The organism is Mesorhizobium sp. WSM4850, assembly GCF_055811735.1.
Window position 1 is genome coordinate 1 of record NZ_JBVVPV010000025.1, and the last position, 12,476, is coordinate 12,476.

The window sequence follows — 12,476 nt, forward strand, 5'->3', positions numbered from 1 at the left end:
AGAGAAGCTGCGCTTCGCCATCCGTGAAGGCGGCCGCACCGTCGGTGCCGGCATCGTCGTCACCATCAAAGAGTAATTTGGACTTAAACCGATCTGTCGCGGGCGCTGCCCGCGCCGCGCCAGAACAAGGAAGTGACGCATGAACGGACAGAATATCCGCATCCGCCTGAAGGCGTTTGATCACCGGGTGCTTGACGCCTCGACGCGGGAAATCGTGTCGACGGCCAAGCGTACCGGCGCCAACGTCCGCGGCCCCATTCCGCTGCCGACGCGGATCGAAAAGTTCACGGTCAACCGGTCGCCTCACGTCGACAAGAAGAGCCGCGAGCAGTTCGAGATGCGCACGCACAAGCGTCTGCTCGACATCGTCGATCCGACCCCGCAGACGGTCGACGCTTTGATGAAGCTCGATCTTGCCGCCGGTGTCGACGTTGAGATCAAGCTCTAAGGAACCAGAGCGGCGGGGCGACCCGGAACTCTGAAGGAACAAGAGGCGTGGAGGGGCGACAAGCCCCGACAGGGAACTCTGAAGGAACAAGAGGCGTGGAGGGGCGACAGCCCCGACAGGGAACTCTAAAGGAATGAACCGATGCGTTCAGGTGTGATTGCAAAGAAGGTGGGAATGACCCGCATCTACAACGATGCCGGGGAACATGTTCCCGTCACCGTTCTCCAGATGGAGAACTGCCAGGTCGTGGCGCAGCGCACGCAGGAGAAGAACGGCTATACCGCCGTCCAGCTCGGCGTTGGCCTTGCCAAGGTGAAGAACACGTCGAAGGCGATGCGCGGCCATTTCGCGACCGCTTCCGTCGAGCCGAAGGCCAAGGTTGCCGAGTTCCGCGTCTCCGCCGACAACATGATCGATGTCGGCGCCGAGATCACCGTCGATCATTTCGTCGTCGGCCAGAAGGTCGATGTGACGGGAACCACGATCGGCAAGGGTTTCCAGGGCGTCATCAAGCGGCACCACATGGGCGGCGGCCGCGCGACCCACGGCAACTCGGTCTCGCACCGTACGCACGGCTCGACCGGCCAGCGCCAGGACCCGGGCAAGGTGTTCAAGGGCAAGCATATGGCCGGCCACATGGGTGACACCCGCGTCACCACGCAGAATGTCGAGGTCGTCTCGACCGATGCCGATCGCGGTCTGATCCTGATCCGCGGCGCGGTTCCCGGTTCGAAGGGCGCCTGGATCCTGGTCCGTGACGCAGCCAAGGTTGCGCTGCCGGCCAATGCGCCGAAGCCCGCCGCAATCCGCGCCATTGCAACCAATGATGGCGCCAAGAACGATGCCCCGGCCACAGTAGATGCCCCGGCCACAGAGGGAGCGGAATAATGGACCTCAAGATCACAACGCTTGGCGGCAAGGACGCCGGCAAGGTGAAACTCTCCGAGGAGATTTTCGGCCTTGATCCGCGCGAGGACATCCTGCAGCGCGTCGTGCGCTGGCAGCTTGCCAAGAAGCAGCAGGGCACGCACAAGACCAAGGGTCGCGCCGAGATCGCCCGCACCGGCGCCAAGATGTACAAGCAGAAGGGGACGGGCCGCGCCCGTCACCATTCGGCACGCGCTCCGCAGTTCCGCGGCGGCGGCAAGGCCCACGGCCCGGTCGTCCGCAGCCACGAGCACGATTTGCCGAAGAAGGTGCGTGCGCTGGGCCTCAAGCATGCTCTCTCGGCCAAGGCCAAGAGCGCCTCGCTCATCATCATCGATGAGCTGATGCTGACCGAGGCCAAGACCAAGGCGCTGATCGCGAATTTCGCGACGCTGGGCCTGTCCAACGCCCTGCTGATCGGCGGTGCCGAGCTCGACAAGAATTTCAAGCTGGCGGCGACGAACATCCCGAACATCGACGTGCTGCCCATCCAGGGCATCAACGTCTACGACATTCTGCGCCGCGGCACGCTGGTCCTTTCGAAGGCCGCCGTCGAGGCTCTCGAGGAGCGCTTCAAATGACCGACCTTCGTCACTACGACGTGATCGTCTCGCCGGCGATCACCGAAAAGTCGACCATGGCTTCCGAGCAGAACCAGGTCGTCTTCAACGTCGCCAAGAAGGCGTCGAAGCCGGAAATCAAGGCTGCCGTCGAAGCGCTGTTCGGCGTCAAGGTGATGGCCGTGAACACGCTTGTCCGCAAGGGCAAGATCAAGCGCTTCCGCGGCACGATCGGCCGCCAGAGCGACGTCAAGAAGGCGATTGTGACGCTGGCCGACGGCCAGTCGATCGACGTCGCGACGGGTCTCTGAGCAAGACCGCGAGGACAACAGACATGGCACTGAAAAAATTCAACCCGATAACGCCGAGCACCCGCCAGCTGGTCATCGTCGACCGCTCGGGCCTCTACAAGGGCAAGCCCGTCAAGGGCCTGACCCAGGGCCTGACCAAATCGGGCGGCCGCAACAATTACGGCCGCATCACGGCCCGCTTCATCGGCGGCGGTCACAAGCGTACGTACCGCATCATCGACTTCAAGCGCCGCAAGTTCGACATTGTCGGCACGGTCGAGCGTATCGAATACGATCCGAACCGCAGCGCCTTCATCGCGCTGATCAAGTATGACGATGGCGAGCTGTCCTACATCATCGCTCCGCAGCGCCTTGCTGCCGGCGACAAGATCGTGGCCGGCGAAGCGGTCGACGTGAAGCCGGGCAATGCGATGCCGCTGGCCTCGATGCCGGTCGGCACGATCGTCCACAACATCGAGCTGAAGCCGGGCAAGGGCGCCCAGGTTGCCCGTTCGGCTGGCGGTTATGCCCAGCTCGTCGGCCGTGACCAGGGCATGGCGATCCTGCGCCTCAACTCCGGCGAGCAGCGTGTCGTCCACGGCTCGTGCATGGCCACTGTCGGCGCCGTGTCCAACCCGGACCACGGCAACATCAATGACGGCAAGGCAGGCCGCACGGTGTGGCGGGGAAAACGTCCGCACAACCGCGGCGTGACCATGAACCCGGTCGACCATCCGCACGGCGGCGGCGAAGGCCGCACCTCGGGTGGCCGCCATCCGGTTTCGCCTTGGGGCAAGCCGACCAAGGGCAAGAAGACGCGGTCCAATAAGGCGACCGACAAGTTCATCCTGCGCTCGCGCCATCAGCGCAAGAGCTAAGAAGAGGTAACGCCAAGTGACTCGTTCGATTTGGAAAGGCCCCTTCATCGACGGCTACCTTCTCAAGAAGGTGGACAAGGTTCGTGAAGGTGGTCGCAATGAGGTGATCAAGATGTGGAGCCGTCGCTCCACCATCCTGCCGCAGTTCGTCGGCTTCACCTTCGGTGTCTACAACGGCCAGAAGCACGTTCCCGTTTCGGTGAACGAGGACATGGTCGGCCACAAGTTCGGTGAATTCGCTCCGACCCGGACCTATTACGGTCACGGCGCGGATAAGAAGGCGAAGAGGAAATAATCATGGGCAAGGCCAAAGCTCCGCGCAGGCTTGCTGACAACGAAGCGCGCGCCGTGTTGCGCACGATCCGTATCAGCCCGCAGAAGCTGAACCTGGTTGCCGCGCTGATCCGCGGCAAGAAGGTCGCGACAGCGCTCTCCGATCTCGAATTCTCGGCCAAGCGGATTTCCGGCACGGTCAAGAAGACGCTGGAATCGGCGATCGCCAACGCGGAAAACAACCACGACCTCGACGTCGATGCGCTGATCGTGGCGGAAGCCTATGTCGGCAAGTCGATCGTCATGAAGCGGTTCCATGCCCGTGGCCGTGGCCGCGCCAGCCGTATCGAGAAGCCGTTCTCGCACCTCACGATCGTCGTTCGTGAAGTCGAAGAAAAAGTGGAGGCCGCATAATGGGCCAGAAAATCAATCCGATCGGTCTGCGTCTCGGCATCAACCGCACCTGGGATTCGCGCTGGTTCGCCAACACCGGCGAGTACGGCAAGCTGCTGCACGAGGACATCAAGATCCGCAACTATCTTGAGAAGGAACTCAAGCAGGCTGCGATTTCGAAGGTCGTGATCGAGCGTCCGCACAAGAAGTGCCGCGTCACCATCCATGCGGCGCGTCCGGGCCTGATCATCGGCAAGAAGGGCGCCGACATCGAGAAGCTTCGCAGGAAGCTGATGGAGATGACGAAGTCCGAGACGCATTTGAACATCGTCGAAGTGCGTAAGCCCGAGATCGACGCGACGTTGGTCGCCCAGTCGATCGCCCAGCAGCTCGAGCGCCGTATCGCGTTCCGCCGCGCCATGAAGCGCGCCGTGCAGTCGGCGATGCGCCTTGGTGCCGAAGGCATCCGCATCAACTGCGCCGGCCGTCTCGGCGGCGCCGAGATCGCGCGCATGGAATGGTATCGCGAAGGTCGCGTGCCGCTGCATACGCTGCGCGCCGATGTCGACTACGGCACGGCCGAAGCACACACCGCCTACGGCATCTGCGGTGTCAAGGTCTGGGTGTTCAAGGGCGAAATCCTCGAGCACGACCCGATGGCTTCGGAGCGGCGCGCCACCGAGGGCGATCATGCGCATGGCGGTGGTGGTGAGCGCGAACGCGGTCGCCGTCGCGAAAACGCCTGAGACAGTTGAGAATTTGGAGTTAGAACGATGCTGCAGCCAAAGCGCACAAAGTTCCGCAAGCAGTTCAAGGGTCGTATCCATGGTGCCGCCAAGGGTGGCACCAATCTGGATTTCGGCGGTTTCGGGCTGAAGGCGCTTGAGCCGAACCGCGTCACCGCGCGTGAGATCGAGGCGGCCCGCCGCGCGATTACCCGCGAGATGAAGCGCGCCGGCCGCGTCTGGATCCGTATCTTCCCGGACGTGCCGGTGACGTCGAAGCCGACCGAAGTCCGCATGGGCAAGGGTAAGGGCGCGGTCGATTATTGGGCGGCGCGCGTCAAGCCTGGTCGCATCATGTTCGAGATCGACGGCGTCAATGAGGAAACCGCCCGTGAGGCGCTGCGTCTCGGCGCGGCCAAGCTCTCGGTCAGGACGCGCTTCGTACAGCGCATCGCAGAATAGGACGGGCTGATCATGAAAGCCGAAGACATCCGGACCAAGACCCAGGACCAGCTGACCGACGAATTGGCCAGCCTGAAGAAGGAGCAGTTCAACCTGCGCTTCCAGAAGGCCACCGGCCAGCTCGAGAAGACCGCGCGCGTGAGGCAGGTCCGCAAGGACATTGCGCGTATCAAGACCATCGCTGCGGAAAAATCCGCGGCTAAGAAGGCTTAAGGACGAAAACCATGCCAAAGCGCATTCTGCAGGGCACCGTCGTCAGCGACAAAAACGAGAAGACGGTTGTCGTCAAGGTCGAACGGCGCTTCACGCATCCCGTGATGAAGAAGACCGTGCGCATGACCAAGAAGTACAAGGCGCACGACGAGAACAACGCCCACAAGGTCGGCGATCAGGTGTTCATCCAGGAATCGAAGCCGATTTCCAAGGACAAGCGCTGGACCGTCGTGTCTTCGGACCAGGCGTAAAACAACGAATTTTGGACAGACCGGGGAGGGGCTTTGCGCCCGTCCCGCTAGAAGAGAAGAAGGCGGCCAGTCATGATTCAGATGCAAACAAACCTCGACGTCGCGGATAATTCCGGCGCCCGTCGTGTCATGTGCATCAAGGTGCTGGGCGGCTCGAAGCGGAAATACGCTTCCGTGGGCGACATCATCGTGGTGTCGATCAAGGAAGCCATCCCGCGCGGCCGCGTCAAGAAGGGCGATGTGATGAAGGCGGTCGTGGTTCGCACGGCCAAGGACATCCGCCGCCCGGACGGCAGCGTGATCCGTTTCGACAAGAACGCGGCCGTTCTCGTCGACAACAAGAAAGAGCCGATCGGCACGCGTATCTTCGGACCGGTTCCGCGCGAACTCCGCGCCAAGAACCACATGAAGATCATCTCGCTCGCGCCTGAAGTGCTGTAAGGAGCCGGACCAATGCAGAAGATTAGAAAAGGCGACAAGGTCGTCGTGCTGGCCGGCAAGGACAAGGGCCGTTCGGGCGAAGTCCTCTCGGTACAGCCGAAGGAAGACACCGCGCTGGTGCGCGGCGTCAACATGATCCGTCGTCACCAGAAGCAGTCCCAGTCCCAAGAGGGCGGGATCATCACCAAGGAAGCGCCGATCCAGCTGTCGAACATCGCGCTGGCCGACCCCAAGGATGGCAAGCCGACCCGTGTCGGCTTTATCTTCCAGAAGGACGGCAAGAAGGTGCGCGTCGCCAAGCGCTCGGGAGAAGTCATCAATGGCTAAGGCTCAAACCAAGCAGGCGACTGCCCAGAACACGCCGCGCCTCAAGCAGGTCTACAACGAGACCATCCGCAAGGCGCTGCAGGAGCAGTTCGGCTACGAGAACGAGATGCAGGTTCCGCGCATCGACAAGATCGTGCTGAACATGGGCGTCGGCGAGGCGACCGGCGACTCGAAGAAGCCTTCGATCGCAGCGGAAGATCTGGCGCTGATCGCCGGCCAGAAGGCCGTCGTCACCCATGCGCGCAACTCGATCGCCGGCTTCAAGGTCCGCGAAAAGATGCCGATCGGCGCCAAGGTCACGCTGCGCAAGGAACGCATGTACGAGTTCCTCGACCGCCTCGTGAACATCGCGCTGCCGCGCGTCCGCGACTTCCGCGGGCTCAATCCGAAGAGCTTCGATGGCCGTGGCAACTATGCCATGGGCATCAAGGAACACATCGTGTTCCCGGAGATCAACTACGACAAGGTTGATCAGATCTGGGGCATGGACGTCATCGTTTGTACGACTGCGAAGACGGACGACGAAGCCAGGGCATTGCTCAAGGCCTTCAACTTCCCCTTCCGCCAGTAACGGCAGCGAGAAAAGGAAAAATCTGAAATGGCAAAGACCAGCTCAGTCGAGAAGAACAACAGGCGCCGCAAGCTTGTGGACCAGTACGCTGCCAAGCGTAAGGTCCTCAAGGCGATCATCATGGATCAGTCCAAGCCGATGGAAGAGCGCTTCCGCGCTCAGCTGAAGCTTGCGGCACTGCCGCGCAACTCGGCCAAGATCCGCATCCGCAACCGCTGCGAAGTCACCGGGCGTCCGCGTGCCTATTATCGCAAGCTCAAAGTATCGCGCATCGCGCTTCGTGATCTCGGCAATAACGGCCAGATCCCGGGCCTGGTCAAGTCGAGCTGGTAAGGAGGACATAACATGTCATTGAGCGATCCTCTCGGCGATATGCTGACCCGCATCCGCAACGCCTATGGCCGCAAGAAGTCGAGCGTTTCGACGCCGGCCTCGCGCCTGCGCACCCGCGTCCTCGACGTGCTGAAGGCGGAAGGCTATATCCGCGACTACAGCCAGACCGACTTCGACAACGGCAAGTCCGAAATCGAGATCGAGCTGAAGTATTTCGACGGTGCGCCGGTGGTGCGCGAAATCGCCCGCGTCTCGAAGCCGGGCCGTCGCGTTTACGTTTCGGCGAAGTCGATCCCGCACGTCGCCAACGGCCTCGGCATCGCCATCCTTTCGACGCCGAAGGGCGTGATGGCCGACCACGAAGCGCGTGAACAGAATGTCGGCGGGGAAATCCTCTGCCAGATCTTCTGATCTGTAGCGCGATCCCGAACCGAACCACGCAGTGAACGTGGAACCCGGATTCGGACAAGATCACGCTCGAAACAGAGACCTGAAACAAGAGAAGTGACGAGGACAACAAAATGTCTCGTATTGGAAAGAAACCCGTTTCGCTGCCGCAGGGCGTGACCGCGACCGTCGACGGCCAGACCGTCACGGCGAAGGGCCCCAAGGGTGAGCTGAAGTTCGTGGTCAACGACGAAGTGCTGGTCAAGATGGAAGGCAGCGAGATCGCTGTCCAGCCACGCGACCAGACCAAGACCGCCCGTTCCAAATGGGGCATGTCGCGCACGCAGATCGTCAACATCCTGCAGGGCGTCAAGGACGGTTTCGAAAAGAAGCTCGAGATCACCGGCGTTGGCTATCGCGCCGCCATGCAGGGCAAGAACCTGCAGCTGGCGCTCGGCTTCAGCCATGACGTCGTCTACGAAACGCCGCAGGACATCACCATCACCGTGCCGAAGCCGACGGAAATCACCGTGACCGGCATCGACAAGCAGAAGGTCGGTCAGGTCGCTGCCGAGATCCGCGAATATCGCGGTCCTGAGCCGTACAAGGGCAAGGGCGTTCGTTACGCTGGCGAGAAGATCGTCCGCAAGGAAGGCAAGAAGAAGTAATTTCGTCAATGGTGGATGGTGAATGGTAAAATGGCAGTAGGATGGGCAGGAGCCGGACGGCACCTGGTTTCTACCTTTCACCATTTTTCCATTCACCATGCACTGCAAATCAACGCCGCGGGGAGCGGTCGCGGGAGGCTTGTCCTACCGCACAGGGTTGCCCCCGTTTTTTGAAGGCAAGGAACTGATATCATGGGCTCGAAAGACTCCACCCAACGCCGCGCTCAGCGCGTCCGCCGCCAGATCAAGAAGGTCGCTGGCGAGCGTCCGCGTCTGTCGGTCCACCGCACGTCGAAGAACATCTACGTCCAGGTCATCGACGACGCCAAGGGCCACACCATCGCTGCCGCCTCGACGCTGGAGAAGGACCTCAAGGGTTCGCTCAAGACCGGTGCCGACACTGCCGCCGCTGTGGCAATCGGCAAGCTGATTGCCGAGCGCGCTTCGAAGGCCGGCGTCAAGGAAGTCGTCTTCGACCGCGGACCGTACATCTATCACGGCCGCGTCAAGGCGCTGGCCGAGGCCGCCCGTGAAGGTGGCTTGAGCTTCTAAAGCATGATCCTGAACCGGAGGTCAGCGCAGCAATAAGTTGCAGACTTTTCGGATAAGATCATGCGAAGGGAAAAATGATTTTCGCTCCCGGCAACCCACAGAGGGAACCGGATATCATCTTCAACCGTGCTTCCGGAAAAAAACAAGGAACAGGATATGGCACAGGAACGTAGGGATGGCGGCCGCGGCCGTGATCGCGAAGAGCGCGACGACGGCATGGTGGACAAGCTCGTCCACATCAACCGCGTCGCCAAGGTCGTCAAGGGCGGCCGGCGCTTCGGCTTTGCAGCACTCGTCGTCGTTGGCGACCAGAAGGGCCGCGTCGGCTTCGGTCATGGCAAGGCGCGCGAAGTGCCGGAGGCGATCCGCAAGGCGACCGAATCGGCCAAGCGCGACATGATCTTCGTGCCGCTGCGCTCGGGCCGTACGCTGCATCACGACGTCGAAGGACGCTGGGGCGCCGGACGCGTTCTGCTGCGCGCTGCCAAGCAGGGTACCGGCATCATCGCCGGCGGCCCGATGCGCGCCGTCTTCGAGACGCTCGGCATGCATGACGTGGTCGCCAAGTCGATGGGTTCGTCGAACCCCTACAACATGGTTCGCGCCACCTTCGACGCGCTGAAGAGCCAGATGCATCCCAAGGATGTGGCTGCCGCGCGCGGCATCAAGTATTCGACCCTTCAGGCCCGCCGCGGCACCGCCGTTGCGGCCGAAGAATAGTCGACGCTGACCAGGGATATTGACCATGGCCAAGAAAGCAACCAAGACCATCACCGTCGAGCAGATCGGTTCGCCGATCCGCCGGCCGAAGGAGCAGCGCGCGACGCTGGTCGGCCTCGGCCTCAACAAGATGCACAAGCAGCGCACGCTGGAGGACACCCCCTCCGTGCGCGGCATGATCGCTGCCGTCCAGCATCTCGTCCGCGTCGTGGACGAGGGCTGAACCAGAGCGCAGGAGAACTCAGATGAAACTCAACGATCTGCGTGACAAGGACGGCGCGACGCATTCCAGGAAGCGTCTCGGCCGCGGCATCGGCTCCGGCTCGGGCAAGACCGCCGGTCGCGGCGTCAAGGGCCAGAAGGCGCGCTCCGGCGTCGCCGTCAACGGCTTCGAGGGTGGCCAGATGCCGCTCTACCGGCGCTTGCCGAAGCGTGGCTTCAACAACATCTTCGCCAAGAGCTTTGCCGTCGTGTCGCTGGCCCGCATCCAGGCTGCGCTCGATGCCAAGAAGCTCGACGCCAAGACGACCGTGACCGCCGAAGCGCTGGTCGCGGCCGGCGTCATCCGCCGCGTCAAGGACGGCGTGCGCATCCTCTCCGACGGCGAGATCAAGTCGAAGCTTGCCTTCGACGTGGCCGGCGCCTCCAAGGCTGCCATCGAGAAGATCGAAAAGGCCGGCGGTTCGGTGAAGCTGCCGGAAAAGGCAGCAGCCGAGTAACGGCGAGTTGAAGCGCGATCGGCAGAGCGGGACACGTTTCGCTTTTGATTGCGCTTTGATCCGATCAATATGGCGGCCGCGTCAACGCGGCCGCTTGCATGTTTGCAGTCCGGAGCTTATCTCGTGAGCTTCGGTGACACGCGCCGCCTGAGTTGCGGGCCATCGAGCGTGACCAAGCGGAGAATCAGGCATGGCTTCGGCTGCTGAACAACTAGCCTCGAATCTGAATTTCTCGGCCTTCGCCAAGGCGGAGGATCTGAAGAAGCGCATCTGGTTCACCGTTGGCGCGCTGCTCGTCTACCGCCTCGGCACCTATATCCCGCTGCCCGGCATCAATCCCGACGCTTTCGCCCAGGCCTTCTCGTCGCAGAGCAAGGGCGTGCTTGGCATGTTCAACATGTTCGCCGGTGGCGCCGTCGAGCGCATGGCGATCTTTGCCCTCGGCATCATGCCCTATATCTCCGCTTCCATCATCATGCAGCTGATGACCTCCGTCATCCCGTCACTGGAGTCGCTGAAGAAGGAAGGCGAGCAGGGCCGCAAGGTCATCAACCAGTATACCCGCTACGGCACCGTGCTTTTGGCGCTGGTCCAGGCCTACGGCATTGCGGTCGGCCTGGAAGGCGGCAGCGGCATCGTCAGCGATCCCGGCATGTTCTTCCGCATCTCGACCGTCATCACGCTGGTCGGCGGCACCATGTTCCTGATGTGGCTCGGCGAGCAGATCACCGCCCGCGGCATCGGCAACGGCATTTCGCTGATCATCTTTGCCGGCATCGTCGCTGGCCTGCCGCAAGCCATCTCCGGTACGCTGGAACTTGGCCGTACCGGCGCGCTGTCGACCGGCCTGATCCTGGCGATCATCGTTCTTGCCGTCGTCGTCATCGCGCTGATCGTGTTCTTCGAGCGCGCCCAGCGGCGCTTGCTGATCCAGTATCCCAAGCGCCAGGTCGGCAACCGCATGTTCCAGGGCGACACCTCGCACCTGCCGCTCAAGCTCAACACGGCCGGCGTCATTCCGCCGATCTTCGCCTCTTCGCTGCTGTTGCTGCCGGCGACGGTCGCCGGCTTCTCGCAGACGACCAACATGCCAGCCTGGGCCAGCACCGTCCTGGCGGCACTTGGTCATGGCCAGCCGCTCTACATGGCGTTTTATGCGGCGATGATCGTGTTTTTCGCCTTCTTCTATACGGCGATCGTCTTCAACCCGAAGGACACCGCCGACCAGCTCAAGAAGCATTCGGGTTTCATTCCGGGCTACCGTCCGGGCGAGCGCACCGCCGATTACATCGATTATGTCCTTACCCGCATAACTGTCGTCGGCGCCATCTATCTGGTGCTGGTGTGTCTGCTGCCCGAGTTCCTGATTTCAGCGACTGGCGTACCATTCTACCTCGGTGGCACATCGCTTCTGATCGTGGTCAGTGTAACGCTCGACACGGTGGCGCAAATTCAGGGTCACCTGATCGCGCACCAGTATGAGGGCCTGATCAAGAAGTCGAAGTTGCGCGGGGGGAAGAAAGCCAGATGAGGTTGATATTGCTTGGGCCGCCAGGGGCGGGCAAGGGGACACAAGCACAAAGACTGGTAGAAAAATACGGCATTCCCCAACTCTCGACGGGCGATATGCTGCGCGCTGCTGTCCAGGCCGGCACCGAAGTCGGCAAAAGGGCCAAGGCGGTGATGGACGCTGGCGAACTGGTTTCCGACGCCATTGTCAACGCTATCGTCGCCGAGCGTATCGATCAGGCCGATTGCGCAAGGGGATTCATCCTTGACGGATATCCGCGAACCCTGGTGCAAGCGGACGCGGTTGAATCGATGCTCTCGGCTCGCCGCCTCACTCTCGACGCCGTCATCGAACTTGTCGTCGACGACAAGGCGCTGGTTGGCCGAATCGGCAAGCGCGCCGAAGAGGCCAAGGCCGCGGGTCTGCCGGTACGGAAGGACGACAATCCGGCGGTGTTCGAAGAGCGCCTGAAGGAGTACTACAAGAAGACGTCGCCGCTGATCGGCTATTACTATGCCAAGGGCAAGCTGAGAGGTGTCGACGGCATGGCCGACATCGATGCGGTGACGCGGCAGATCGAAGCGGTGCTCACGGCTGCGACCCCAGCGGCGGCGCAACGGTCTGCGAACGGAAAATAAACGATTGCGCTTGACTGGAGCGGTTCGCTGGGGTATGGCGGCCCGTCTTCCTATCAGGCATGAGGCTTGCTTGCCCGCAAGGGCAAGGCAGCCGCTTTGAACTGGAAACTCCCGCATGGGCCGGCCTCCACCGGACGCGGGGCAACTTTGACCGCGCCGGCTTGTCCGGCCCACATGGAGAAGAGAAGAA

General features: G+C 62.0%; 24 protein-coding genes. All 24 read left to right on the plus strand.

Annotation, left to right across the window (positions count from 1 at the left end; all coding sequences use genetic code 11):
- The coding region (locus AC0L2Z_RS21700; protein ID WP_454589835.1) for an EF-Tu C-terminal domain-related protein at positions 1-76 on the plus strand (76 nt) is incomplete at its 5' end.
- Between the two features lie 63 nt (positions 77-139).
- Positions 140-448 (plus strand): 30S ribosomal protein S10, encoded by a 309-nt coding sequence (rpsJ, locus tag AC0L2Z_RS21705; RefSeq protein ID WP_006205468.1) that lies wholly within the window; start codon positions 140-142, stop codon positions 446-448.
- A 141-nt stretch (positions 449-589) separates the two neighbouring features.
- Positions 590-1,336: a 50S ribosomal protein L3 gene (rplC, locus tag AC0L2Z_RS21710; RefSeq protein WP_091591200.1), complete on the plus strand. Its 747-nt coding sequence runs from the start codon at positions 590-592 to the stop codon at positions 1,334-1,336.
- A complete protein-coding gene (gene rplD, locus AC0L2Z_RS21715; RefSeq protein WP_027154042.1) occupies positions 1,336-1,956 on the plus strand; it encodes a 50S ribosomal protein L4 in 621 nt (206 codons plus the stop codon). Before rplC ends, rplD begins: the two co-directional genes overlap by 1 nt.
- A complete protein-coding gene (locus AC0L2Z_RS21720) occupies positions 1,953-2,246 on the plus strand; it encodes a 50S ribosomal protein L23 (protein WP_010909275.1) in 294 nt (97 codons plus the stop codon). The genes rplD and AC0L2Z_RS21720 overlap by 4 nt, the downstream gene beginning before the upstream one ends.
- Positions 2,247-2,269: 23 nt before the next feature.
- Positions 2,270-3,103 (plus strand): 50S ribosomal protein L2, encoded by an 834-nt coding sequence (rplB, locus tag AC0L2Z_RS21725; protein ID WP_027154041.1) that lies wholly within the window; start codon positions 2,270-2,272, stop codon positions 3,101-3,103.
- 16 nt (positions 3,104-3,119) lie between these two features.
- On the plus strand, positions 3,120-3,398 hold the full coding sequence (gene rpsS / locus AC0L2Z_RS21730; protein WP_006205463.1) for a 30S ribosomal protein S19: 279 nt from the start codon (positions 3,120-3,122) through the stop codon (positions 3,396-3,398).
- Between the two features lie 2 nt (positions 3,399-3,400).
- The gene (gene rplV / locus AC0L2Z_RS21735; RefSeq protein ID WP_023799292.1) at positions 3,401-3,790 is read left to right on the plus strand and encodes a 50S ribosomal protein L22; all 390 of its coding nucleotides are present in this window, start codon (positions 3,401-3,403) and stop codon (positions 3,788-3,790) included.
- Complete coding sequence (rpsC, locus tag AC0L2Z_RS21740; RefSeq protein WP_091591196.1) at positions 3,790-4,515, plus strand: 30S ribosomal protein S3; 726 nt, start codon at positions 3,790-3,792, stop codon at positions 4,513-4,515. The genes rplV and rpsC overlap by 1 nt, the downstream gene beginning before the upstream one ends.
- A 27-nt stretch (positions 4,516-4,542) precedes the next feature.
- Positions 4,543-4,956: a 50S ribosomal protein L16 gene (gene rplP / locus AC0L2Z_RS21745; protein WP_023799290.1), complete on the plus strand. Its 414-nt coding sequence runs from the start codon at positions 4,543-4,545 to the stop codon at positions 4,954-4,956.
- Between the two features lie 12 nt (positions 4,957-4,968).
- Positions 4,969-5,169 (plus strand): 50S ribosomal protein L29, encoded by a 201-nt coding sequence (gene rpmC, locus AC0L2Z_RS21750; protein WP_023799289.1) that lies wholly within the window; start codon positions 4,969-4,971, stop codon positions 5,167-5,169.
- Between the two features lie 11 nt (positions 5,170-5,180).
- Positions 5,181-5,420 (plus strand): 30S ribosomal protein S17, encoded by a 240-nt coding sequence (rpsQ, locus tag AC0L2Z_RS21755; protein WP_023799288.1) that lies wholly within the window; start codon positions 5,181-5,183, stop codon positions 5,418-5,420.
- A gap of 72 nt (positions 5,421-5,492) precedes the next feature.
- The gene (gene rplN / locus AC0L2Z_RS21760) at positions 5,493-5,861 is read left to right on the plus strand and encodes a 50S ribosomal protein L14 (RefSeq protein WP_006205457.1); all 369 of its coding nucleotides are present in this window, start codon (positions 5,493-5,495) and stop codon (positions 5,859-5,861) included.
- Positions 5,862-5,873: 12 nt separating this feature from the next.
- Positions 5,874-6,188, plus strand: a complete 315-nt coding sequence (gene rplX / locus AC0L2Z_RS21765; protein ID WP_013531428.1) for a 50S ribosomal protein L24 — start codon at positions 5,874-5,876, stop codon at positions 6,186-6,188.
- Positions 6,181-6,759 carry a 50S ribosomal protein L5 gene (gene rplE / locus AC0L2Z_RS21770; protein ID WP_023799287.1) on the plus strand — a complete coding sequence of 193 codons (579 nt, stop codon included), beginning with the start codon at positions 6,181-6,183 and terminating at the stop codon, positions 6,757-6,759. The genes rplX and rplE overlap by 8 nt, the downstream gene beginning before the upstream one ends.
- Positions 6,760-6,786: 27 nt before the next feature.
- Positions 6,787-7,092 (plus strand): 30S ribosomal protein S14, encoded by a 306-nt coding sequence (gene rpsN / locus AC0L2Z_RS21775; protein ID WP_023799286.1) that lies wholly within the window; start codon positions 6,787-6,789, stop codon positions 7,090-7,092.
- A gap of 12 nt (positions 7,093-7,104) precedes the next feature.
- Complete coding sequence (rpsH, locus tag AC0L2Z_RS21780; RefSeq protein WP_006205453.1) at positions 7,105-7,503, plus strand: 30S ribosomal protein S8; 399 nt, start codon at positions 7,105-7,107, stop codon at positions 7,501-7,503.
- A 110-nt stretch (positions 7,504-7,613) separates the two neighbouring features.
- On the plus strand, positions 7,614-8,147 hold the full coding sequence (rplF, locus tag AC0L2Z_RS21785) for a 50S ribosomal protein L6 (protein WP_023799285.1): 534 nt from the start codon (positions 7,614-7,616) through the stop codon (positions 8,145-8,147).
- Between the two features lie 192 nt (positions 8,148-8,339).
- The gene (gene rplR / locus AC0L2Z_RS21790; RefSeq protein ID WP_023799284.1) at positions 8,340-8,699 is read left to right on the plus strand and encodes a 50S ribosomal protein L18; all 360 of its coding nucleotides are present in this window, start codon (positions 8,340-8,342) and stop codon (positions 8,697-8,699) included.
- A gap of 156 nt (positions 8,700-8,855) precedes the next feature.
- Complete coding sequence (rpsE, locus tag AC0L2Z_RS21795; protein WP_006333394.1) at positions 8,856-9,419, plus strand: 30S ribosomal protein S5; 564 nt, start codon at positions 8,856-8,858, stop codon at positions 9,417-9,419.
- 25 nt (positions 9,420-9,444) lie between these two features.
- Positions 9,445-9,642, plus strand: coding sequence for a 50S ribosomal protein L30 (gene rpmD, locus AC0L2Z_RS21800; protein WP_006205449.1), 198 nt, complete (start codon positions 9,445-9,447; stop codon positions 9,640-9,642).
- 22 nt (positions 9,643-9,664) lie between these two features.
- On the plus strand, positions 9,665-10,138 hold the full coding sequence (gene rplO / locus AC0L2Z_RS21805) for a 50S ribosomal protein L15 (protein ID WP_027154037.1): 474 nt from the start codon (positions 9,665-9,667) through the stop codon (positions 10,136-10,138).
- A 190-nt stretch (positions 10,139-10,328) separates the two neighbouring features.
- The gene (secY, locus tag AC0L2Z_RS21810) at positions 10,329-11,669 is read left to right on the plus strand and encodes a preprotein translocase subunit SecY (protein WP_023799282.1); all 1,341 of its coding nucleotides are present in this window, start codon (positions 10,329-10,331) and stop codon (positions 11,667-11,669) included.
- A complete protein-coding gene (locus AC0L2Z_RS21815; RefSeq protein WP_287176086.1) occupies positions 11,666-12,286 on the plus strand; it encodes an adenylate kinase in 621 nt (206 codons plus the stop codon). Before secY ends, AC0L2Z_RS21815 begins: the two co-directional genes overlap by 4 nt.
- Positions 12,287-12,476: the final 190 nt, after the last annotated feature.

Excerpts from the sequence above, each read along its gene's own strand:
- rplR (WP_023799284.1), top strand. The coding sequence starts at position 8,340 with ATGGGCTCGAAAGACTCCACCCAACGCCGCGCTCAGCGCGTCCGCCGC.
- rplB (WP_027154041.1), top strand. The coding sequence starts at position 2,270 with ATGGCACTGAAAAAATTCAACCCGATAACGCCGAGCACCCGCCAGCTG.
- rplE (WP_023799287.1), top strand. The coding sequence starts at position 6,181 with ATGGCTAAGGCTCAAACCAAGCAGGCGACTGCCCAGAACACGCCGCGC.
- rplF (WP_023799285.1), top strand. The coding sequence starts at position 7,614 with ATGTCTCGTATTGGAAAGAAACCCGTTTCGCTGCCGCAGGGCGTGACC.
- rpsJ (WP_006205468.1), top strand. The coding sequence starts at position 140 with ATGAACGGACAGAATATCCGCATCCGCCTGAAGGCGTTTGATCACCGG.
- rpsC (WP_091591196.1), top strand. The coding sequence starts at position 3,790 with ATGGGCCAGAAAATCAATCCGATCGGTCTGCGTCTCGGCATCAACCGC.
- rpsH (WP_006205453.1), top strand. The coding sequence starts at position 7,105 with ATGTCATTGAGCGATCCTCTCGGCGATATGCTGACCCGCATCCGCAAC.
- secY (WP_023799282.1), top strand. The coding sequence starts at position 10,329 with ATGGCTTCGGCTGCTGAACAACTAGCCTCGAATCTGAATTTCTCGGCC.
- rplD (WP_027154042.1), top strand. The coding sequence starts at position 1,336 with ATGGACCTCAAGATCACAACGCTTGGCGGCAAGGACGCCGGCAAGGTG.
- AC0L2Z_RS21720 (WP_010909275.1), top strand. The coding sequence starts at position 1,953 with ATGACCGACCTTCGTCACTACGACGTGATCGTCTCGCCGGCGATCACC.
- rpsE (WP_006333394.1), top strand. The coding sequence starts at position 8,856 with ATGGCACAGGAACGTAGGGATGGCGGCCGCGGCCGTGATCGCGAAGAG.
- rpmD (WP_006205449.1), top strand. The coding sequence starts at position 9,445 with ATGGCCAAGAAAGCAACCAAGACCATCACCGTCGAGCAGATCGGTTCG.
- rplX (WP_013531428.1), top strand. The coding sequence starts at position 5,874 with ATGCAGAAGATTAGAAAAGGCGACAAGGTCGTCGTGCTGGCCGGCAAG.
- rplC (WP_091591200.1), top strand. The coding sequence starts at position 590 with ATGCGTTCAGGTGTGATTGCAAAGAAGGTGGGAATGACCCGCATCTAC.
- rplO (WP_027154037.1), top strand. The coding sequence starts at position 9,665 with ATGAAACTCAACGATCTGCGTGACAAGGACGGCGCGACGCATTCCAGG.
- rpmC (WP_023799289.1), top strand. The coding sequence starts at position 4,969 with ATGAAAGCCGAAGACATCCGGACCAAGACCCAGGACCAGCTGACCGAC.
- rplP (WP_023799290.1), top strand. The coding sequence starts at position 4,543 with ATGCTGCAGCCAAAGCGCACAAAGTTCCGCAAGCAGTTCAAGGGTCGT.
- rpsQ (WP_023799288.1), top strand. The coding sequence starts at position 5,181 with ATGCCAAAGCGCATTCTGCAGGGCACCGTCGTCAGCGACAAAAACGAG.
- rplN (WP_006205457.1), top strand. The coding sequence starts at position 5,493 with ATGATTCAGATGCAAACAAACCTCGACGTCGCGGATAATTCCGGCGCC.
- rpsN (WP_023799286.1), top strand. The coding sequence starts at position 6,787 with ATGGCAAAGACCAGCTCAGTCGAGAAGAACAACAGGCGCCGCAAGCTT.
- rplV (WP_023799292.1), top strand. The coding sequence starts at position 3,401 with ATGGGCAAGGCCAAAGCTCCGCGCAGGCTTGCTGACAACGAAGCGCGC.
- AC0L2Z_RS21815 (WP_287176086.1), top strand. The coding sequence starts at position 11,666 with ATGAGGTTGATATTGCTTGGGCCGCCAGGGGCGGGCAAGGGGACACAA.